14 protein-coding genes are annotated in these 16335 nt (G+C 58.5%); 8 read left to right on the forward strand and 6 right to left on the reverse strand.

Features of this window, described 5'->3' with window-relative positions; all coding sequences use genetic code 11:
- Nucleotides 1–4: 4 nt before the first annotated feature.
- The 4 genes from AC3Y2E_RS11225 to AC3Y2E_RS11240 form a co-directional block, all read right to left on the reverse strand.
- A complete protein-coding gene (locus AC3Y2E_RS11225) occupies nucleotides 5–763 on the reverse strand; it encodes an amidohydrolase family protein (RefSeq protein WP_379210160.1) in 759 nt (252 codons plus the stop codon).
- 37 nt (nucleotides 764–800) lie between these two features.
- On the reverse strand, nucleotides 801–1550 hold the full coding sequence (locus AC3Y2E_RS11230) for an amidohydrolase family protein (protein WP_379210162.1): 750 nt from the start codon (nucleotides 1548–1550) through the stop codon (nucleotides 801–803).
- Between the two features lie 65 nt (nucleotides 1551–1615).
- Complete coding sequence (locus AC3Y2E_RS11235; RefSeq protein ID WP_379210164.1) at nucleotides 1616–2845, reverse strand: aspartate aminotransferase family protein; 1230 nt, start codon at nucleotides 2843–2845, stop codon at nucleotides 1616–1618.
- A gap of 236 nt (nucleotides 2846–3081) precedes the next feature.
- Nucleotides 3082–3879: a carbon-nitrogen family hydrolase gene (locus tag AC3Y2E_RS11240; RefSeq protein WP_379210166.1), complete on the reverse strand. Its 798-nt coding sequence runs from the start codon at nucleotides 3877–3879 to the stop codon at nucleotides 3082–3084.
- A gap of 170 nt (nucleotides 3880–4049) precedes the next feature.
- Here AC3Y2E_RS11240 and AC3Y2E_RS11245 point away from each other — a divergent pair, with 170 nt between their 5' ends.
- Nucleotides 4050–5252, forward strand: a complete 1203-nt coding sequence (locus tag AC3Y2E_RS11245) for a pyridoxal phosphate-dependent aminotransferase (protein ID WP_379210168.1) — start codon at nucleotides 4050–4052, stop codon at nucleotides 5250–5252.
- Between the two features lie 93 nt (nucleotides 5253–5345).
- Here AC3Y2E_RS11245 and AC3Y2E_RS11250 read toward each other — a convergent pair whose 3' ends face one another.
- Nucleotides 5346–7232, reverse strand: coding sequence for a ligand-binding sensor domain-containing protein (locus AC3Y2E_RS11250; RefSeq protein WP_379210171.1), 1887 nt, complete (start codon nucleotides 7230–7232; stop codon nucleotides 5346–5348).
- 577 nt (nucleotides 7233–7809) lie between these two features.
- Here AC3Y2E_RS11250 and proB point away from each other — a divergent pair.
- The 7 genes from proB (at nucleotide 7810) to AC3Y2E_RS11285 (ending at nucleotide 15543) form a co-directional block, all read left to right on the forward strand.
- Nucleotides 7810–8916, forward strand: a complete 1107-nt coding sequence (gene proB / locus AC3Y2E_RS11255; RefSeq protein WP_379210173.1) for a glutamate 5-kinase — start codon at nucleotides 7810–7812, stop codon at nucleotides 8914–8916.
- 8 nt (nucleotides 8917–8924) lie between these two features.
- A complete protein-coding gene (locus AC3Y2E_RS11260; RefSeq protein WP_379210175.1) occupies nucleotides 8925–10658 on the forward strand; it encodes a proline--tRNA ligase in 1734 nt (577 codons plus the stop codon).
- An 84-nt stretch (nucleotides 10659–10742) separates the two neighbouring features.
- Nucleotides 10743–11990: a glutamate-5-semialdehyde dehydrogenase gene (locus AC3Y2E_RS11265; protein ID WP_379210177.1), complete on the forward strand. Its 1248-nt coding sequence runs from the start codon at nucleotides 10743–10745 to the stop codon at nucleotides 11988–11990.
- An 85-nt stretch (nucleotides 11991–12075) separates the two neighbouring features.
- On the forward strand, nucleotides 12076–12948 hold the full coding sequence (proC, locus tag AC3Y2E_RS11270; RefSeq protein ID WP_379210179.1) for a pyrroline-5-carboxylate reductase: 873 nt from the start codon (nucleotides 12076–12078) through the stop codon (nucleotides 12946–12948).
- A 3-nt stretch (nucleotides 12949–12951) separates the two neighbouring features.
- Nucleotides 12952–14235 carry a 2,3-diketo-5-methylthiopentyl-1-phosphate enolase gene (locus tag AC3Y2E_RS11275; protein ID WP_379210181.1) on the forward strand — a complete coding sequence of 428 codons (1284 nt, stop codon included), beginning with the start codon at nucleotides 12952–12954 and terminating at the stop codon, nucleotides 14233–14235.
- Nucleotides 14232–14897 carry a 2-hydroxy-3-keto-5-methylthiopentenyl-1-phosphate phosphatase gene (locus AC3Y2E_RS11280; protein WP_379210184.1) on the forward strand — a complete coding sequence of 222 codons (666 nt, stop codon included), beginning with the start codon at nucleotides 14232–14234 and terminating at the stop codon, nucleotides 14895–14897. The genes AC3Y2E_RS11275 and AC3Y2E_RS11280 overlap by 4 nt, the downstream gene beginning before the upstream one ends.
- A gap of 1 nt (nucleotide 14898) precedes the next feature.
- Complete coding sequence (locus AC3Y2E_RS11285; RefSeq protein ID WP_379210186.1) at nucleotides 14899–15543, forward strand: methylthioribulose 1-phosphate dehydratase; 645 nt, start codon at nucleotides 14899–14901, stop codon at nucleotides 15541–15543.
- 89 nt (nucleotides 15544–15632) lie between these two features.
- Here the strand turns inward: AC3Y2E_RS11285 and AC3Y2E_RS11290 are convergent, their stop codons facing one another.
- Entirely contained in the window at nucleotides 15633–16319 is a 687-nt protein-coding gene (locus AC3Y2E_RS11290; RefSeq protein WP_379210188.1) for a DnaD domain-containing protein, read from the reverse strand.
- Nucleotides 16320–16335: the final 16 nt, after the last annotated feature.

Below are 16335 nucleotides of genomic sequence, written 5' to 3' on the forward strand. Positions count from 1 at the left end.
TTTCTTATTTGCCCAACGCCTTCACATTGCCTGAAAAAATCGCCCGCTTCGTTTCCTCAGGAATTTCCACCATATCAACCACGCAATGAGAGCTTTTCAAGCAGTACAGCGGATGCTGGGAGCCGTACATGATTTTCCCGGCAGGGATCACCTTCAGCAGCTCTTCGAGCACGAACACTTTATCTTTCAGACCCGAAGTGTCGACGAACAGCCTCGGCAAGTCGTTGATTTCCTGCTTCATGGCCGAAATTTCGGCGAAACGGATATTCAAAATGACAATATCCAGATCCGGCTGGCCGGATACGAACGTTTGCAGGGCAGCGACTTCAAGCGGCTTCGGCTTCATCAAATAATCCAAACGCTCGTCTTCCATCCGTTTCGTTACGAATAGCGGAAGTCGGTGTTTCTTCAGCGCCTCGCACAGCTCGGCCACAGGCGCCGTATTCAGATCGTAATCGTGATAAGTCGGATAAATGCGGACTCCTTGTATGCCAAACCTGGCGATTCCGTCCTCGATATCGCGCTGCCAGCCGGGCAATGTCGGATTCACGGTCAGCACATGTTTGTACTCCGTACCGCCGATCAGCTCGTGCAGCTCCTCGTCCCCTTCGAACGGATCGTTATAAAAGATGCTGTTCAAGGAAGCGACATAACCGCCCGTTATCTGATTGTCTTGATGAACGTTCCTCAGATCGGCGAGCGTATTTTTGCGAATTTTACGAAACGGCCAATGGCCGAGTAATGCGTTAACGTCCGTGTTCAACCGTGTTCCCCTCCTGGCGTGTGTAACCGGTGCGGCGTTATCCGACCTTCAAGCTGCGGTCGAACAGCTCCAGCGCGTTTTTGTAGTAAATCCGGTCTTTGTCTTCCTGCGACAGATCCGCTTCTTCCACTTGGCCGTAATTCACCAGATAGGTGATCGGCATATCGGAACCGAATACGATCCGGTCCGCTCCGACCCGCTCCACTGCATAATCGACGTCGTCCCGGCGGAACGGAGTTCCCGAGAAATCGTGCCATACGTTGCGCAAGCCCCGTACCGCTCTGATCCCATGATAGCAGTTGCCGCCAAAATGTGCCATAAGCAGCTTCGCTTCCGGATAACGCCGCGCCAGATTGGCCACATGAACGCCCGTCGTCTCGTAGGTCAGCTGATCGACCGCCTTGTGAAACGAATGGATCAGGATCGGGATATTAAAATCGATGCATCGCTCAACAAGCGGAAATACGCGCGGATCGTCGCAAAACGTCGCCACCCACAGCTTCATTCCGTTCATGCCGTACTGCTCGATTCCCCGGTTCAACACATCCAGCGCGTTCGCATGCGCCGGACTTACGTAACAGTACCCTTCCACCATTCCAGGCTGTTCCTTCATAAATCGATATACATCCGCATTTAATTGTCCGACTTCCGCTTCATCCGGATAATGCGACTTCAGTCCGGACACGTGAATCTTCGATATTCCGAACAGATCGCACGCCCTCAGAAGCTCCCGTGTGCTGTTCTCGTAGTCCCCGCCCCATATGTGCGTGTGTGCGTCTATGATCATCGGTGTCACCGCTTTCCTGTATGCAGCATGCTTCATCATTGGGATTCAACTCGGCAAGCCGTTCCTTATTCGCCTTCCAGCTCCGAGCAAGCCCGGTCCAAACGTTCCAGCGTTTCCTCGATATCGCCGTCCTTGTGGCTGAAATTGACATAGGAAACGTTGTACAGCGATACGCCGTTCCGGTACGCGGCACGGAAAAAGCGCTCTTTCACCGCAGGAGCGGCGCCGGCGGACAGCGTAAACGTCGGACAAGGCCACAAGCCTTTCAATTCGATCGGGATTTGGCGTGAAGCGAAGATTGCGTTTAACCCGCCCCACAGCTTCTCCCCTTGCTTCCACAGATGACCGACGACGTCCTGCTCCTTGTATACGCCGATCGTCGCTTTCGAAGCGGACAGTGACAACGTCTCCCCGCCGAACGTGCTGGAGATGACCGCGCCTCCCCGGTCGCATGCCGACATCACATCTTTGGAGCCGACGTAAGCGGACAGCGGCATGCCGTTCGCCATTCCTTTGCTGAATACCGCCAGATCCGGCTTCACGCCGAAATATTGCTGAACGCCGCCGATCGCGATCCGGAAGCCGGTAACGATCTCGTCATAGATCAGCAGCGCGCCGTGTTTGCTCGTCAACTCGCGAACCGCCTTGTAATACGATTCACCCTTCTCCATCTCCGCATAATCCGCGGCGATGATGACGGCCGCAATATCGCTGCCGATATGGTCGAACCATTGTTCCAAGGCGGCGATATCGTTCCAATCGGCCGCATGGTGAAGATCGCCGAGCGCTGCCGGTACGCCCGGGATGCCGCGTCCCGACGACGGCTGTCCAGGCAGCGCCTGTCCTCCGCCGGCGAGCGCATTCAGCCAGCCGTTGTAGCCGACCTGCACAATATGCTCGCGCCCCGTATAGGTACGCGCAATCCGTATGGCCGCGGCCAACGCTTCTCCGCCCGTCTTCAGAAACCTCGCCTGCTCCGCGCAAGGAATCACTTCACGCAAAAGCTCGGCAACCTCCGCTTCCAAAGGATGCGGGTGACCGAAAATAATCCCGCTCTCCAACTGCCGGCGGATCGCCTCGTCCACGTCCGGATGCTGATAACCGAGCGTAATCGGGCCGAGACCGTTGCGATAATCGATAAACTCCTTCCCGTCCGCATCCCATACGCGGCAGCCTTTGCCTTTCACTATGACGGCAGGCTCTTCCGGAAGCATGGAGGGCGCCTTCGAGCACGTACTCGAGCCCCAAGGGATCGACTGGCCCAGCCGTTCATGCCACTGCATCGAAGTTGTCATCGTTTTTCTCTCCCCATGGTCATAATTCATCTTCACGATACATCGGAATGAAATGTCCAATTATACCTGTTTCCAACCTGTATACTATTGAAACACATTCGAGAGCGGCTGACAACTGTCGTATCCTTCCTTAATCGGCTCATCTTCCGCGCCAAGGCGCCTCAGGCGCAGCGATAGCACCGTTTTCTCACAACAGGAGGGCATCCGCCGCATTTCTCGGATACCCTCCATCTGAGTCAGTACAATTCGGGACGGCGGTCCGCAAACACCGGAATCGTCGCCCTCACTTTATCCACAACGGTCAGGTCGAGCTCAGCGGTCAAAATCTGTTCCGACTCGTCCCCTTCCGTCAAAATTTCCCCCCAAGGATCGATCACCATCGAATGCCCGAAAAACGAAGTCGTCCCGCTCGTTCCGACGCGGTTGCACGCAACGACGTACATCTGGTTCTCGATCGCTCTCGCGGTCAGCAGCGTCCGCCAATGATGAAGTCTCGGATGCGGCCACTCCGCCGGCACGAACAGCACTTTCACCCCGTCCAGCGCGAGGCGTCTGCTCAGCTCCGGGAAGCGGATATCGTAGCAGATCATCATCCCCGCGGGCACACCGTCCAGCTCCAGCTTGCCGAGCGTATCGCCGGCGGTCAAATATTTCTCCTCGTCCATCAGACGGAACAGATGGATTTTCGAATATTCCCCCGCCTCCCGGCCTTCCCGGTCGAAGGCGTAGATCGTGTTGCGCACTTGATCGCCGTCCAGCTCGGCCACCGAACCCGCTACGATATTTACGCCGTGCTTCCGGCAAAAGGCGGAGATGAACGCTTTCGTCCGGTCGCCGTTCCGGTCGCCGATCTCGCGAATCCGATCCAGCGCGTAGCCGGTGTTCCACATCTCCGGAAATACGATCACATCCGGCTTGCTCTCCGCATGTACGCACGACTCCAGCAGCTCGGACAGCTTGGCGAAATTGTTTTCAGGCTCCCCGATGGCGATATCCATTTGCAAAATGGCGACTTTTAATTGTTGTTCCGACATGTTGGACTTCCCTCCGTTTCCATATAAGCTCTATCATAGTCGATCCGGTAGCCGGGGAGCAACGCCCTCCTGGATGACCCGCGCGAAATACCGGTTGGAAAAAATGTTCGGTCCGGGTATAATCAAACATATCGCCTTGTTAAAAAGTCTACAATCCGGAGTGAAATACAATGAATTTACCCGTCCATTCGCCGGCCGCCTTCCCGATTCGGGCCGCAGATCGGCTCAACCGACTCCCTACGCAGTTTTTCGCTTCCCTCGTCAGCAAAGTGAACCGGCAAATTGCGCTTGGCCATGACGTCATTAATCTGGGACAGGGCAATCCCGATCAGCCGACTCCCGGTCATATCGTAACCGCCCTTCAGGATGCGGCTCCCGATCCGTTGTACCATAAATATCCGCCGTTCAGCGGCTTTTCGTTTCTGAAGGAAGCAATAGCGAAACGATATTTGGACGATTACGGCGTCAAGCTCGATCCCGAGACCGAGGTCGCCATCCTGTTCGGCGGCAAGACGGGACTTGTCGAGATCAGCCAGTGTCTGCTTAACCCGGGCGATGTGTGCCTTGTGCCCGATCCCGGCTATCCGGACTATTGGTCCGGGGTGGAGCTGTCCGGCGCCCGGATGGCGTTTATGCCCTTGCTGGAGAGCAACGGCTTCCTGCCCGACTACTCGGCCTTGTCGCCAAACGACGTGAAGCTCGCCAAGCTGATGTTTATCAACTACCCGAACAATCCGACGGCGGCGGTCGCGTCCGCCGGGTTTTATGACGATACGATCCGCTTCGCGGCGGAGAACGGAATCGTCGTCGCCAGCGACTTCGCTTACGGCGCGATCGGTTTCGACGGCCAGCGTCCGATCAGCTTCCTGGAACGGCCGGGAGCGAAGGAAGTCGGAGTGGAATTTTACACGTTGTCCAAAACGTACAATATGGCCGGATGGCGCGTAGGCTTCGCGCTCGGCAACGCGGAAATCGTCCGGCTGATCAATCTGATCCAGGACCACTATTACGTCAGCTTGTTTGGAGGCATCCAGGCCGCCGCGGCCGCCGCACTAACCGCGCCGCAAGATTGCGTCGCCGCCTTGAACGCCACCTACGAGAGCCGCCGCAACGCCTTGTTCGGCGCTTTGTCGCGGATCGGCTGGGAGGCGACGCCGTCGGCCGGATCGTTTTTTGCCTGGCTGCCGGTTCCTAAGCCTTACACGTCTGCAGAGTTCGCGGATCTGCTGCTGAACGAAGCCCATGTCATGGTCGCTCCCGGAATCGGGTTCGGCACGCACGGCGAAGGGTACGTGCGCGTAGGGCTGCTTTCGTCCGAGGCGCGGCTGGAGGAAGCGGTAAGCCGCATCGGGAAATTGAATTTGTTCCGTTAGGAGAAAGGCAGCTTTACGAATTCATGATGGTGCAGTAGAAAAAGGCGCCGAGCCCGAGAGCTTGGCGCCTTTCGTATGTACGGAATCCCCGGCTCAGTTATCCAGCCGATACTCGTAAAGCTCGGTCCCGCGCGTAAAATAAATCGTCCCTTCGGCATTTTGGGCGAAATAGGCGGCTTTGTCGGCCAAAATCTCGAAGGAACGTTCGCCGGGATTGTAGCGGAACAATTGGCCAAGCGCCGTCCCGTACAAACTGCCGTCCTTGTGAAACCGGATCGTGCCGCCGATCCAGCCGCTTTCGGGAAAGTCCGGGTTAAAGCCTTCGAGCGGGACGATCTCAACCGTCTTGCGCTGCATCGGGTCGAACCGGAATAAGGCGCGATACGTCAGCCCCCACAACATCCCGTCCTCCGCTAACGCAATCGAATAGATGACCTTGGCTTCCGGTACCGGAACGCAGGTCCATTCCTTTTCGCGCTGATCCGCGTCAAATCGAAACAGGCTGGCCGCCGTTGTCTCCGGCTCCGTACCGAGACCGCCGTGTATGGACGTGCCGCCGTATAAAAGGCCTTCCCGGTAGGCCAGGCAAACGACGCTTTGATTGCCGGCGATATGCCGGAAGACATCGATTTTTCCCGTATCCGGATCGTACAAGGTCAGCGCGCCGCCATGTTGGCCGTAATAAGGAACGGTGCCGATGGCAAGCACGTCTCCCGCGGCCACCATCGCGAACGGCCGATCCTGATACCGGTCATTCAGAGCGAACAGCTTGACCGGATTTACGCCTATATGGTATTCCACCTTCGGGTCGTACCGGTAGATGCGCGCTCCCGGATAAACGCCCGCGTAGATGCTCCCCTTAAACTCCACCATGCCTTCCTGCTGGCCGAAGGTTCGGTATTCGGTCAACTGCCCGGATACCGGATCGTATTTGGCGAATCCGCCGCTGAAGAAACCTCCGACCCATAACGTGCCGTCCGATGACAACGTCAACGTTTGCGCTTTGTTCGGCTGGCCGGGTACGTTCACTTCGACGTGTCTGCAATGGCCGGATTGCGGATTGTACACCCAGAAGTCCCCGTTCGTCTTGGCACTGACGAGACTCATGCCGAGATAATCGCCTTCTTCGAGCCGGACCCAGCCGAAGTCTTTGGCCCCTTGCACGGAAATATCGGTTGCGGCCAGCTCCTTCGTCCCCGGATCGTAACTGTGAAGCATATTGCCGCGCACCAGATACAGCTTGCCGCTGTCCGGAGACGGGCGGGATACATCGAGACCGGATGCGTCCGATATGGCGTCGGTCCACCTCTTCGCCTGCAAATCGTACACATGCAAAGTGTTGGACGGCACCGTTCTCGCAAATAACCGCTCGCCGACTTTCGTTACGTCGTACACAGTCTGATCCTGTTCATACCCTTCGGGGAACGGTATTTCCCGCTTGATCCCGGATTCCGCGTCTACTTCATACAGCCGGGCCCGCTGCGTGCCCACTCCGACGTAGATGAAGCCGCCGCCTGCGGCGATGCTTCGCGCATACTTCTCGTTGTCGCTCATCCGGCCGTAGTCGCGGAAACTTCCCTCAGCCGGATCGTACCGGAACACTTTACCTCCGTCGTAAGTCCCGCCGTATATGCGGCCCTGCTCGTCGCAAGCCAGCCTCCAGACGAAGCTTTCTCCCGGTATCGGCCTGCCGAGGTTTTCGGCCTTGTCCGCACCCGGCCGCCAGCGGTGCAAATACCCTTGGGAGCTGCTCATATAGACGGCTCCGTCTGGAGCGACCGCTACTCCCCACGTATGGGTCGTTCCTTCCAGTTCCGCGCTTTGCAGAATACGTCCCGTTTGGACGTCGATCACATACAGGGTCGCGGTTTTGCCGCTCGACACCGCGTACACTTTCGGTCGCTCGGCTCCTTCCTGATCGTAGCCCGCAGCTGCGACCGCCACCGTATGGACCGGTGTTCCGAGATGCTTTTCAGCCATCGGCCTCGCCTTCTTTCCCCTCATCAGTCGGATGCCGTCCAGAAGCAATTCCGCAGTTTCCCGATAGCACGGCTAACATCCGATCAGGAGTTCTTTTTCCGCCGATTTCCCGGCCGCTCTATTACCTATACTTGTCAATTACTTGTATAACCCCTATTATATTGCATGCTCCCGGTTCGGTTTGTCAATACCGGAAAGGGCGCGGATTCGCGGCTCGTTTGCCTTTACAAACCGGACTCCCCGTGTTATTCTATGTAGTAACTATTTCGATATGTTAGATAACGTGATGACGGGACCAGTAGGATAGAACCGACGCGCCCAGAGAGTAAATTCCGCCGGCTGAGAGAATTTACCGCGAACGTCTTGCCGAACCCACCCCCGAACGGTCAGCGACGAGCTGAACAGCCCCTGCTGTTATCAGGGATCAAGAGGGATGACGGCCGCAGTCTGTCATCCGAATTAAGGTGGTACCGCGGAAGCCGGACTTTCGTCCTTACATGGACGAGAGTCTTTTTGTTTTTTCCGGAACATGCGGCCACCACCCGCCATTACACCATAGCAAGGATGGGATTTTCTCATGCAACAACGAATCGTGGTCAAAATCGGAAGCAGCTCGCTGACGTCGGACGAAGGCGGGCTGAACCGCGACAAAATCGAATATTTCGCAGCAGAGCTGTCCCTCCTGCACAATGAAGGATACGAAGTCGTGCTCGTCACGTCGGGAGCGGTAGCGGCCGGGTTCCGCCAAATCGGATACGCCAGGCGGCCGAAGGCGCTGCATGAGAAACAGGCTTCCGCAGCCGTCGGCCAAGCGCTGCTCATGCAAAGCTACAATGAAGCGTTCGCCGCTCACGGGTTATCCGTCGCGCAAATTTTGCTCACCCGCTCCGACTTTTCCAACCGGAAACGAATCCATAACGCGCTTATGACGATGCAGGAACTGCTCGCTCACCGGGTCATCCCGATCATCAACGAAAACGACACCGTATCCGTCGATGAACTGAAGTTCGGCGACAACGACTCGCTTTCCGCGCTGGTCGCCAACCTGCTGAAGGCGCAGCGGCTGGTCATCATCACCGACACGGACGGCCTGTACACCGAAGATCCCCGCAAAAACAGCAATGCACAGCGGATCGACCGCGTCGTTGAAATCAGCGAGGACATCTTCCGCATCGCCGGCGGCTCCGGTTCTTCCGTCGGTACGGGCGGCATGCGATCCAAAATCGAAGCGGCCCGGATCGCCACAAGCGGCGGCGTCCCCGTCTTCATCGGCCGGGCGGTCGAGCCCCGGGACTTGCTGGACGCGGTCGGCGACTGCGGCAGAGGCACTTATTTCGATACGAGCTCCCATACGCTCTCCACGAAGAAACAGTGGATCGGCTTCCATTCGAACCCGCAAGGCAAAGTCCAGGTCGACGCCGGAGCGGAACGCGCCCTGATCGACGGAGGAAGAAGCTTGCTCCCGGCCGGCGTAACCGAGATTACGGGGGAATTCCACCCGGGAGACGTCGTCGAGGTGACCGATATGCAAGGCCGGACACTGGGCCGGGGAGTCGTCAATTACGCTTCCTGGCAGCTCAAGGCGGTAGCCGGTCTGTCCACCGAGGAAGTACGCAAGCGGGTTGAAGTCAGCCGGATTGAAGTCGTTCATCGCGACGAATGGATCGAAATTGCCGGGAGGTGAATCTTGCCATGAGACAAACACATCTGCTTATACCGACGCTTCGCGACGATCCGTCCGACGCGGAAACGAACAGCCACCGCTTTATGGTAAGAGCCGGGCTGATCCGTCAACTGGCCGCGGGCGTATACTCGTACCTCCCTCTCGGCTACCGCGTCCTTCGCAACGTGGAGCGGATCATCCGCGAGGAGATGGATTCGGCGGGAGCTACCGAGCTGCTGCTTCCCGCCCTTCATCCGTCTGAGCTATGGAAGGAAAGCGGCAGATGGGACCAGTACGGTGACGAGCTGATGCGGCTTAGCGACAGGCAAGGCCGGGCATTCGCACTTGGAGCGACGCACGAGGAAGCGATCACCTCGCTTGTGCGCGACGAAGTGAAATCGTACAAAAAGCTGCCGATGACGCTGTACCAGCTGCAGACAAAATTCCGCGATGAACGGCGTCCCCGTTACGGGCTGCTGCGCGGACGGGAATTCCTGATGAAGGACGCCTACTCGTTCGACGCAACCGACGAAGGGCTGGACCGAAGCTACCGGAGCATGTACGACGCTTACTCCGCCATTTTCAACCGCTGCGGTATTCGCTACTTGGCAGTAGAGGCCGATTCCGGTTCGATCGGGGGGACCGACACTCACGAATTTGTCGCCCTCTCCGGCATCGGAGAAGATACGATCGCCCATTGCGGCGAATGCGGCTATGCGGCCAATGTCGAGCTGGCCCAGTCGGTCCCTCCCGATGCGGAACCGGCAACGGCAGCCGGCGCCGATTCGGGACAGACGGAAGATCCGGCTGCGGGACCGCAGTTGACCGATACGCCAGACATCCGTACGATCGCCCAATTGACCGCCTATCTCTCGATCCGACCCGCCCAGATTATCAAATCGGTAGCGCTGCTGGTCGACGGCAAGCCGGTCGTAGCGCTTGTCCGGGGAGACCGCGAGCTGAACGAGACGAAAGTGAAGCGGCTGTTCGGAGCTTCAAGCGTTACGATGATGGGCGAAGCGGACATCGCTGCCAAACTTGGCTCGCACCCCGGCTATATCGGACCGGTCGGACTGGGGCCGGACGTCACGATCGCGGCGGACGAACAGATCCGCAGCATGACGGCTGTCGTCGTCGGAGCGAATGAGCCGGATCGTCATCTGACGGGAGTTGTGCCGGGACGCGATTTCCGGATCGATGCTTCCGGAGATCTGTGCACCGCCGTACCGGGCGACCTATGCCCGAACTGCCGCAATCCGATTGAGCTGGACAAAGGAATCGAGGTCGGCCATGTGTTCAAGCTCGGCACCAAGTACAGCGAGCCGATGCGCGCTACCTTCCTGGACGATACGGGCAAGCCCCTTCCTTTCCAGATGGGCTGCTACGGCATAGGCGTCTCCCGTTTACTTGCGGCGATCGCCGAGCAGCATCACGACGAAGCGGGCATCGTATGGCCGTCCTCTGTCGCTCCTTTTCACGTTCACATCATCGTGGCCAGCTACCGCGACGAGACACAGACCGCCTTGGCCGAGAAGCTGTACGGCGAGCTGCGGCGGGCCGGCTTCGACGTTCTTCTGGACGACCGGGACGAGCGCGCCGGAGTCAAATTCGCCGACAGCGATCTGCTGGGCATCCCGATTCGGGTGACAGTCGGCAAGCGGGCGGCCGAAGGCGTAGTGGAATGCAAGCGGAGACGGGATTCCGAAGCCGTCCAGGTGGAAAGCGAAAGCTTGACGGAATATATCCGGACATTGGACGTATAGCTTTTGCTTCGCCAACGAATTGACACATACTATTGGAACGGGATTCGTACACGAATTGCGTTCATTACGGGGAGGAACCGACTGATGAGTGAAGTACGCGAAAAAGCGGCGCTGGCCAAACAGGCGGCGCAAACGATGAATCGACTGACGACAGAGCAGAAAAACGAAGCGCTGCTGATGATGGCGGACGCGCTTGTAACCGAAAGCGCCTCGATTATCGAGGCGAACGCGCGGGATCTGGAACGCGGCCGGGCGGGCGGAACCCCCGCTTCGATGCTGGACCGCCTTGCGCTGAACGATCAGCGGATCGAAGCGATCGCCCAAGGGCTGCGCGAGATCGTGGAACTGCCGGACCCTACGGGCCGGATTATCGAGGAAGCGACGCGGCCGAACGGTCTCGTCATCCGCAAGCTTAGCGTTCCGATCGGCGTGATCGGCATCGTGTACGAGGCTCGCCCGAACGTCACCGTCGATGCGGCCGGATTATGCCTGAAGACGGGCAACTCTGTCGTCCTGCGCGGAGGCTCCGCGGCGCTTGAATCGAACCGCCGGATTATCGAGGTCATGCATGAGGCGCTCTCCCGCTCCGCCTTGCCTCCCGAAGCGCTGCAGCTGATCGAGAGCTCGGACCGTTCCTCCGTCGATGAGATGCTGAAGCTGAACGGTTTGCTGGACGTCATCATTCCGCGGGGCGGCCGCTCGCTTATCCAGAATGTGGTCCAGAACGCCACGGTTCCGGTTATCGAAACGGGCGAAGGCGTCTGTCACACGTATGTCGACGACGAGGCCGATCCCGCAATGGCCGAAGAGATCGCGATTAATGCAAAAGTGCAGCGCCCTTCCGTCTGCAACTCGATGGAGACACTGCTCGTCCATGAGCGATTCGCCGGCGCCCATCTGGCCGGACTGGCCGCCAGGCTGCAGGAACTCGGCGTCGAACTGCGGGGCTGTGCCAAAAGCCGGACGCTGGTGCCGGGCATGAGCGAAGCGGCGGAGACCGACTGGGGCACCGAGTACAACGACCTGATCTTGTCGGTGAAAATCGTAAGCGGCCTGGACGAAGCGCTAGATCATATCCGGCTGTACGGCACCTCCCATTCGGAGTGTATCGTAACCGAGAATACGGAGCGTGCGGAGCGATTCCTCGCGGAGATCGACGCCGCAGCCGTCTATCATAACGCTTCGACCCGTTTTACCGACGGTTTCGAGTTCGGATACGGCGCGGAGATCGGCATCAGCACGCAGAAGCTGCACGCCCGCGGACCGATGGGACTGCCTGCCCTGACTTCGACCAAATTTATCATACACGGTAACGGACAAATCCGCGGGTAATTCCAGCGGCCGTTTGCAAAACGGCCTTCGTTCAGTCATCATAAAAAGCGGACAGAACTAAAACCGCTGCGGAGGGATTACGGATATGAGCCATACGCCTTTACAAGTAAACATCGGCTTTATCGGCGCCGGATCGATGGCCGAAGCGATATTGCGCGGCCTGGTCGCTCCCGGCATCGCCGATCCGGACCGGGTATTCGCCTTGAACCGTCAAAACGACGAGCGGCTGGCGGAGCTCCGGAACAAATACGGCATCCGGACGACCCGGATGCCGGAGGAACGCGACCGGCTGATCTCCGAGGCGGACATTCTCGTGCTTGGCATGAAGCCAAAGGACGCCGCTGCGGGAATCGCCGACATCCGGCACCTGCTTCACCCCGGTCAGTTGATCGTCTCGCTCGTTGCCGGCTTTTCGATCGGCGCTATGGAACGCATCGTCGGCGGCGCTCAGCCGATCGTCCGCACGATGCCGAATACGTCGAGCACGATCGGACTCGGCGCGACCGGAATCAGCTTCTCCAGCGCCGTTACGGCCGAGCAGAAAGAGACGTGTCTCACCTTGTTCCGGGCAATCGGCGAAGTGACCGTCATCGGGGAAGAAAGCTTCGATATCTTGACCGGCGTATCGGGGAGCGGGCCTGCTTACCTGTACTATGTGATGGAAGCGATGATCAACGCCGGCGTCGAAGGCGGCTTAAGCGAGGAAGCAGCCCGTCTGCTGACGGCGCAAACCGTCCTGGGCGCCGCCCAAATGGTGAAAAGTACAAACGAATGGCCGGGCGAGCTGCGCCGCAAAGTAACGTCTCCGAACGGAACGACCCAAGCCGCGATCGAAGTGCTCGAGTCGGGCCATGTGGGCGATACCGTTGCCCGGGCTGTCAAACGGGCGGCCGAACGGTCGCGGGAGATTAGCGATTCGCTCGCCGAACAGGCCGAGCAGTATGGAAAGCAGGTGTAACGATTGAACTCCTATTGTGTCGCGACTTACCGCTGTTACGACGCTCAAGCGGATTTTCATAAAAAAGCCCAGTCGATCGCCGTCGGCCTCACCGTAGGAAGCTGGACGGAGCTCCCTGCGGCCAAGCAAAAAGAGATGGAACAACATCTCGGTCTGGTGTTATCCGTCGATGTGTACGAGCCGGGAGCGGCCGGCGAACAAGCTGACGAGGGGCGGTACGCCGATATACGCATCGCTTATCCGGACATCAACTTCAGCGCCGATATCCCGGCTCTGCTCGTGACGGTGTTCGGCAAGCTGTCGATGGACGGCAAAATCAAATTGACCGACCTGCACTTCTCCCCTTCGTTCCTCAGCCGGTTCTCCGGTCCGAAGTTCGGCATCTCCGGCGTCCGCGACTTGCTGGGCGTTCACGACCGGCCGCTGCTGATGAGCATCTTCAAGTCGGTCATAGGCCATGACCTGGCCGAGCTCGGGGAGCAGTTTTACGGCCAGGCCGCAGGCGGAGTCGATCTGATCAAGGACGACGAGATTTTGTTCGAAAACCCGCTAACTCCGATCGAGAAACGGGTTCAAGTGTGCATGGAGGCCGCCCGCAAGGCGCAGGTGACGACCGGGCAAAAGCTGCTGTACGCCGTCAACATCACCGGTCCGGCATCCAGGCTGGCCGATCAGGCCAAAAAAGCGATCGACGCCGGCGCCAACGCGCTGCTGTTCAACGTACTCGCCTACGGCTTCGATACGCTGCGCGAACTTAGCGCCGACCCGGACATCAACGTCCCGATCGCCGCACATCCGGCGCTGGCAGGCGCTCTGTATCCGTCGCCGCATTACGGCATCTCGGCGTCGGTGCTGCTCGGCAAGCTGATGAGGCTGGCCGGAGCCGATCTCGTCCTGTTCCCGTCGCCTTACGGTTCCGTCGTTATGCCGAAGGAAGAGAATTTGGCGATTCAGCATGCGCTCGCGACCGAACGTCTCGCCGAAGACTACTTATACGTTCCGGCAGGCGGTTCGGACGGACCGTCCGTTTCCTTGCGCACCAGCTTCCCCGTTCCGTCGGCCGGCATTCATCCCGGGCTCGTTCCATGGATTATCCGCGACTTCGGCTCCGAGGTCGTCGTCAACGCCGGGGGCGGCATTCACGGGCACCCGATGGGAACCGCCGCGGGCGGACAAGCGTTCCGCCAGGCGATCGACGCAGTGAGACAAGGCGTCCCGCTGGCCCAATATGCAGGCAGCCATCCGGAGCTGAAAGCGGCCATCAACCGCTGGGGTGCGAAGGAATGAAAAAAACGATCATCTTTTGCGACTTCGACGGAACGATCACCGAGAGCGACAATATCGTAGCCATCATGAAGCATTTTAATCCGCCGGGGTGGGAACCGCTCGTCGAGCAGGTCGTGAACCGGACGATGAGCATCCGGGAAGGGGTCGGGCGGATGTTCGACCTGCTCCCTTCCTCCGCGAAAGCCGAAGTGGCCCAGTACGTCTTCGACACCGCTAAAATTCGCGCCGGATTCCCGGATCTGCTCGACTACTGCGATCGTGCGGACATCGAGTTTCTCGTCACCAGCGGGGGGATCGATTTCTTCCTGCTGCCGCTGCTGGAGCCGTTCCCGATCGCCAAGGACCATATTTATTGCAACGCCAGCGATTTCACCGGCGAGCGAATCCGCATCGTATGGCCGCATCCGTGCGACGATGAATGTCATACCGACTGCGGCATGTGCAAAACGACCGTCATCCGCCGTTATCCGAAGGAAAACTACTTCCGGATTCTAATCGGAGACAGCGTCACCGATTTTGAAGGCGCGAAGCTGGCCGATCTCGTCTTCGCCCGCTCGCACCTGATTACGAAATGCGAGGAGCTCGGCTTGCCGTACGTTCCTTTCGAGACGTTCCATGACGTCGTCCGTCATCTCAATACGATTCAACAAGGAGAAGGTTAGATTGAACGAGCCTCTGTATACGCTGGAGCAGCGCCAGCAAGCGTTCACGAAGCTGCGGGAAGTCAAGACGGAATTCGCCTCGCGCGGCTGGTTCCCCGCCACAAGCGGCAACTTGTCGGTCCGCGTCGGGGAGTATTCCCCCGAACAATTTACATTCGCCATCACGGCCAGCGGAAAGGACAAATCCCAGCATACGCCGGAAGATTTCCTGATGGTCGATCATCGCGGACAACCGATCGAGCCTACGCGGCTGAAGCCTTCGGCCGAAACGTTAATCCACTGCGAGATTTACCGCTTGACGGGCTGCGGCGCCGTATTCCACGTGCATACGGTATTCAATAACATCGTCTCCGAGCTGTACGCGGAGCGGGGCAGCGTCCCGATCGAGCGGGTGGAGCTGATCAAAGCATTTAACATCTGGCAGGAGGATGCGCAGATCGAAGTTCCCGTCCTCCCCAACTACGCGGATATTCCGAAAATCGCCGAGCTGGTGGAAGGCCGGATCGACCGCGCCATCCCGGGCATCGTCCTGAGAAATCACGGGATCTACGCATGGGGCGCGAACGTATTCGAGGCGAAGCGTCATCTGGAGGCGTTCGAGTTTTTGTTCGAATATGTGTACCGCTGGAAAGCGTTACATTTGTAGGTTTTTCGTTAAAAAGCCCTCCGGCCCGTTGATCGGGACACGGAGGGCTTTTGCTTGAGCGAAGTCATCTCGCAGTAAAAGTTGCCCCGCTACCTGGCGCCTCTGAACTTCTGCGTATATTCTCTCGCCTGCTCGGGCGTCTGCACGCGGTTGCGGCTCCACTCCAGCAAGATCCGGTCGATATAGCGGAAATGAATAACACCGGCGAACACCGCCTCCTTGAGCGCGAACAAAATCAGCTCTTCCGGATACCGGTCGCGGTCGATCCATTGCGAGACGGTCTCGCATTCCATCGGCGTAAGCGGACGGGCGAACTCCTTCTCGAATACGGTGAAAATATCGGACTTTTCCGCCGGCGCCGCAGCGGCTTTCGCTGCTTGCTGCGAAGACGCACCGGACTGCTTCGCGTCTTCGATCCAGGCTGCTGCAAGCTTCCGGTACAGCGGCGACAGATTGTAGCGTTCGCTCAGCACCCCGCTGACCGGATCGGTCTCCCCGTCAATCTGCAGCATCTCTTCCTTAAGCAGCCGCTGGAGCGCCCTCAGCACCGACTCGTACGTTGCCGACATCCGGCCTTGCAGCTCCTCCGGAGTCGGAAAATCGTTGCTTTCCTTCTCCTTGAACTGAAACAGATGGATGAGCAGCATCGCTTCCATATCCGACAGCTTCATCGCTCTGTACAGCTTCAGCAGCAGCGAAGGAACCGATACGCTGCCTTCGCGCATTGCCGCAGCCATCCCCCGCTCGATCTGCTTCCAGTCTACCCCTTTTGCCATTCAGCCAGCCTCCTTG

The sequence above is a fragment of the Paenibacillus sp. MAH-35 genome, assembly GCF_058135425.1.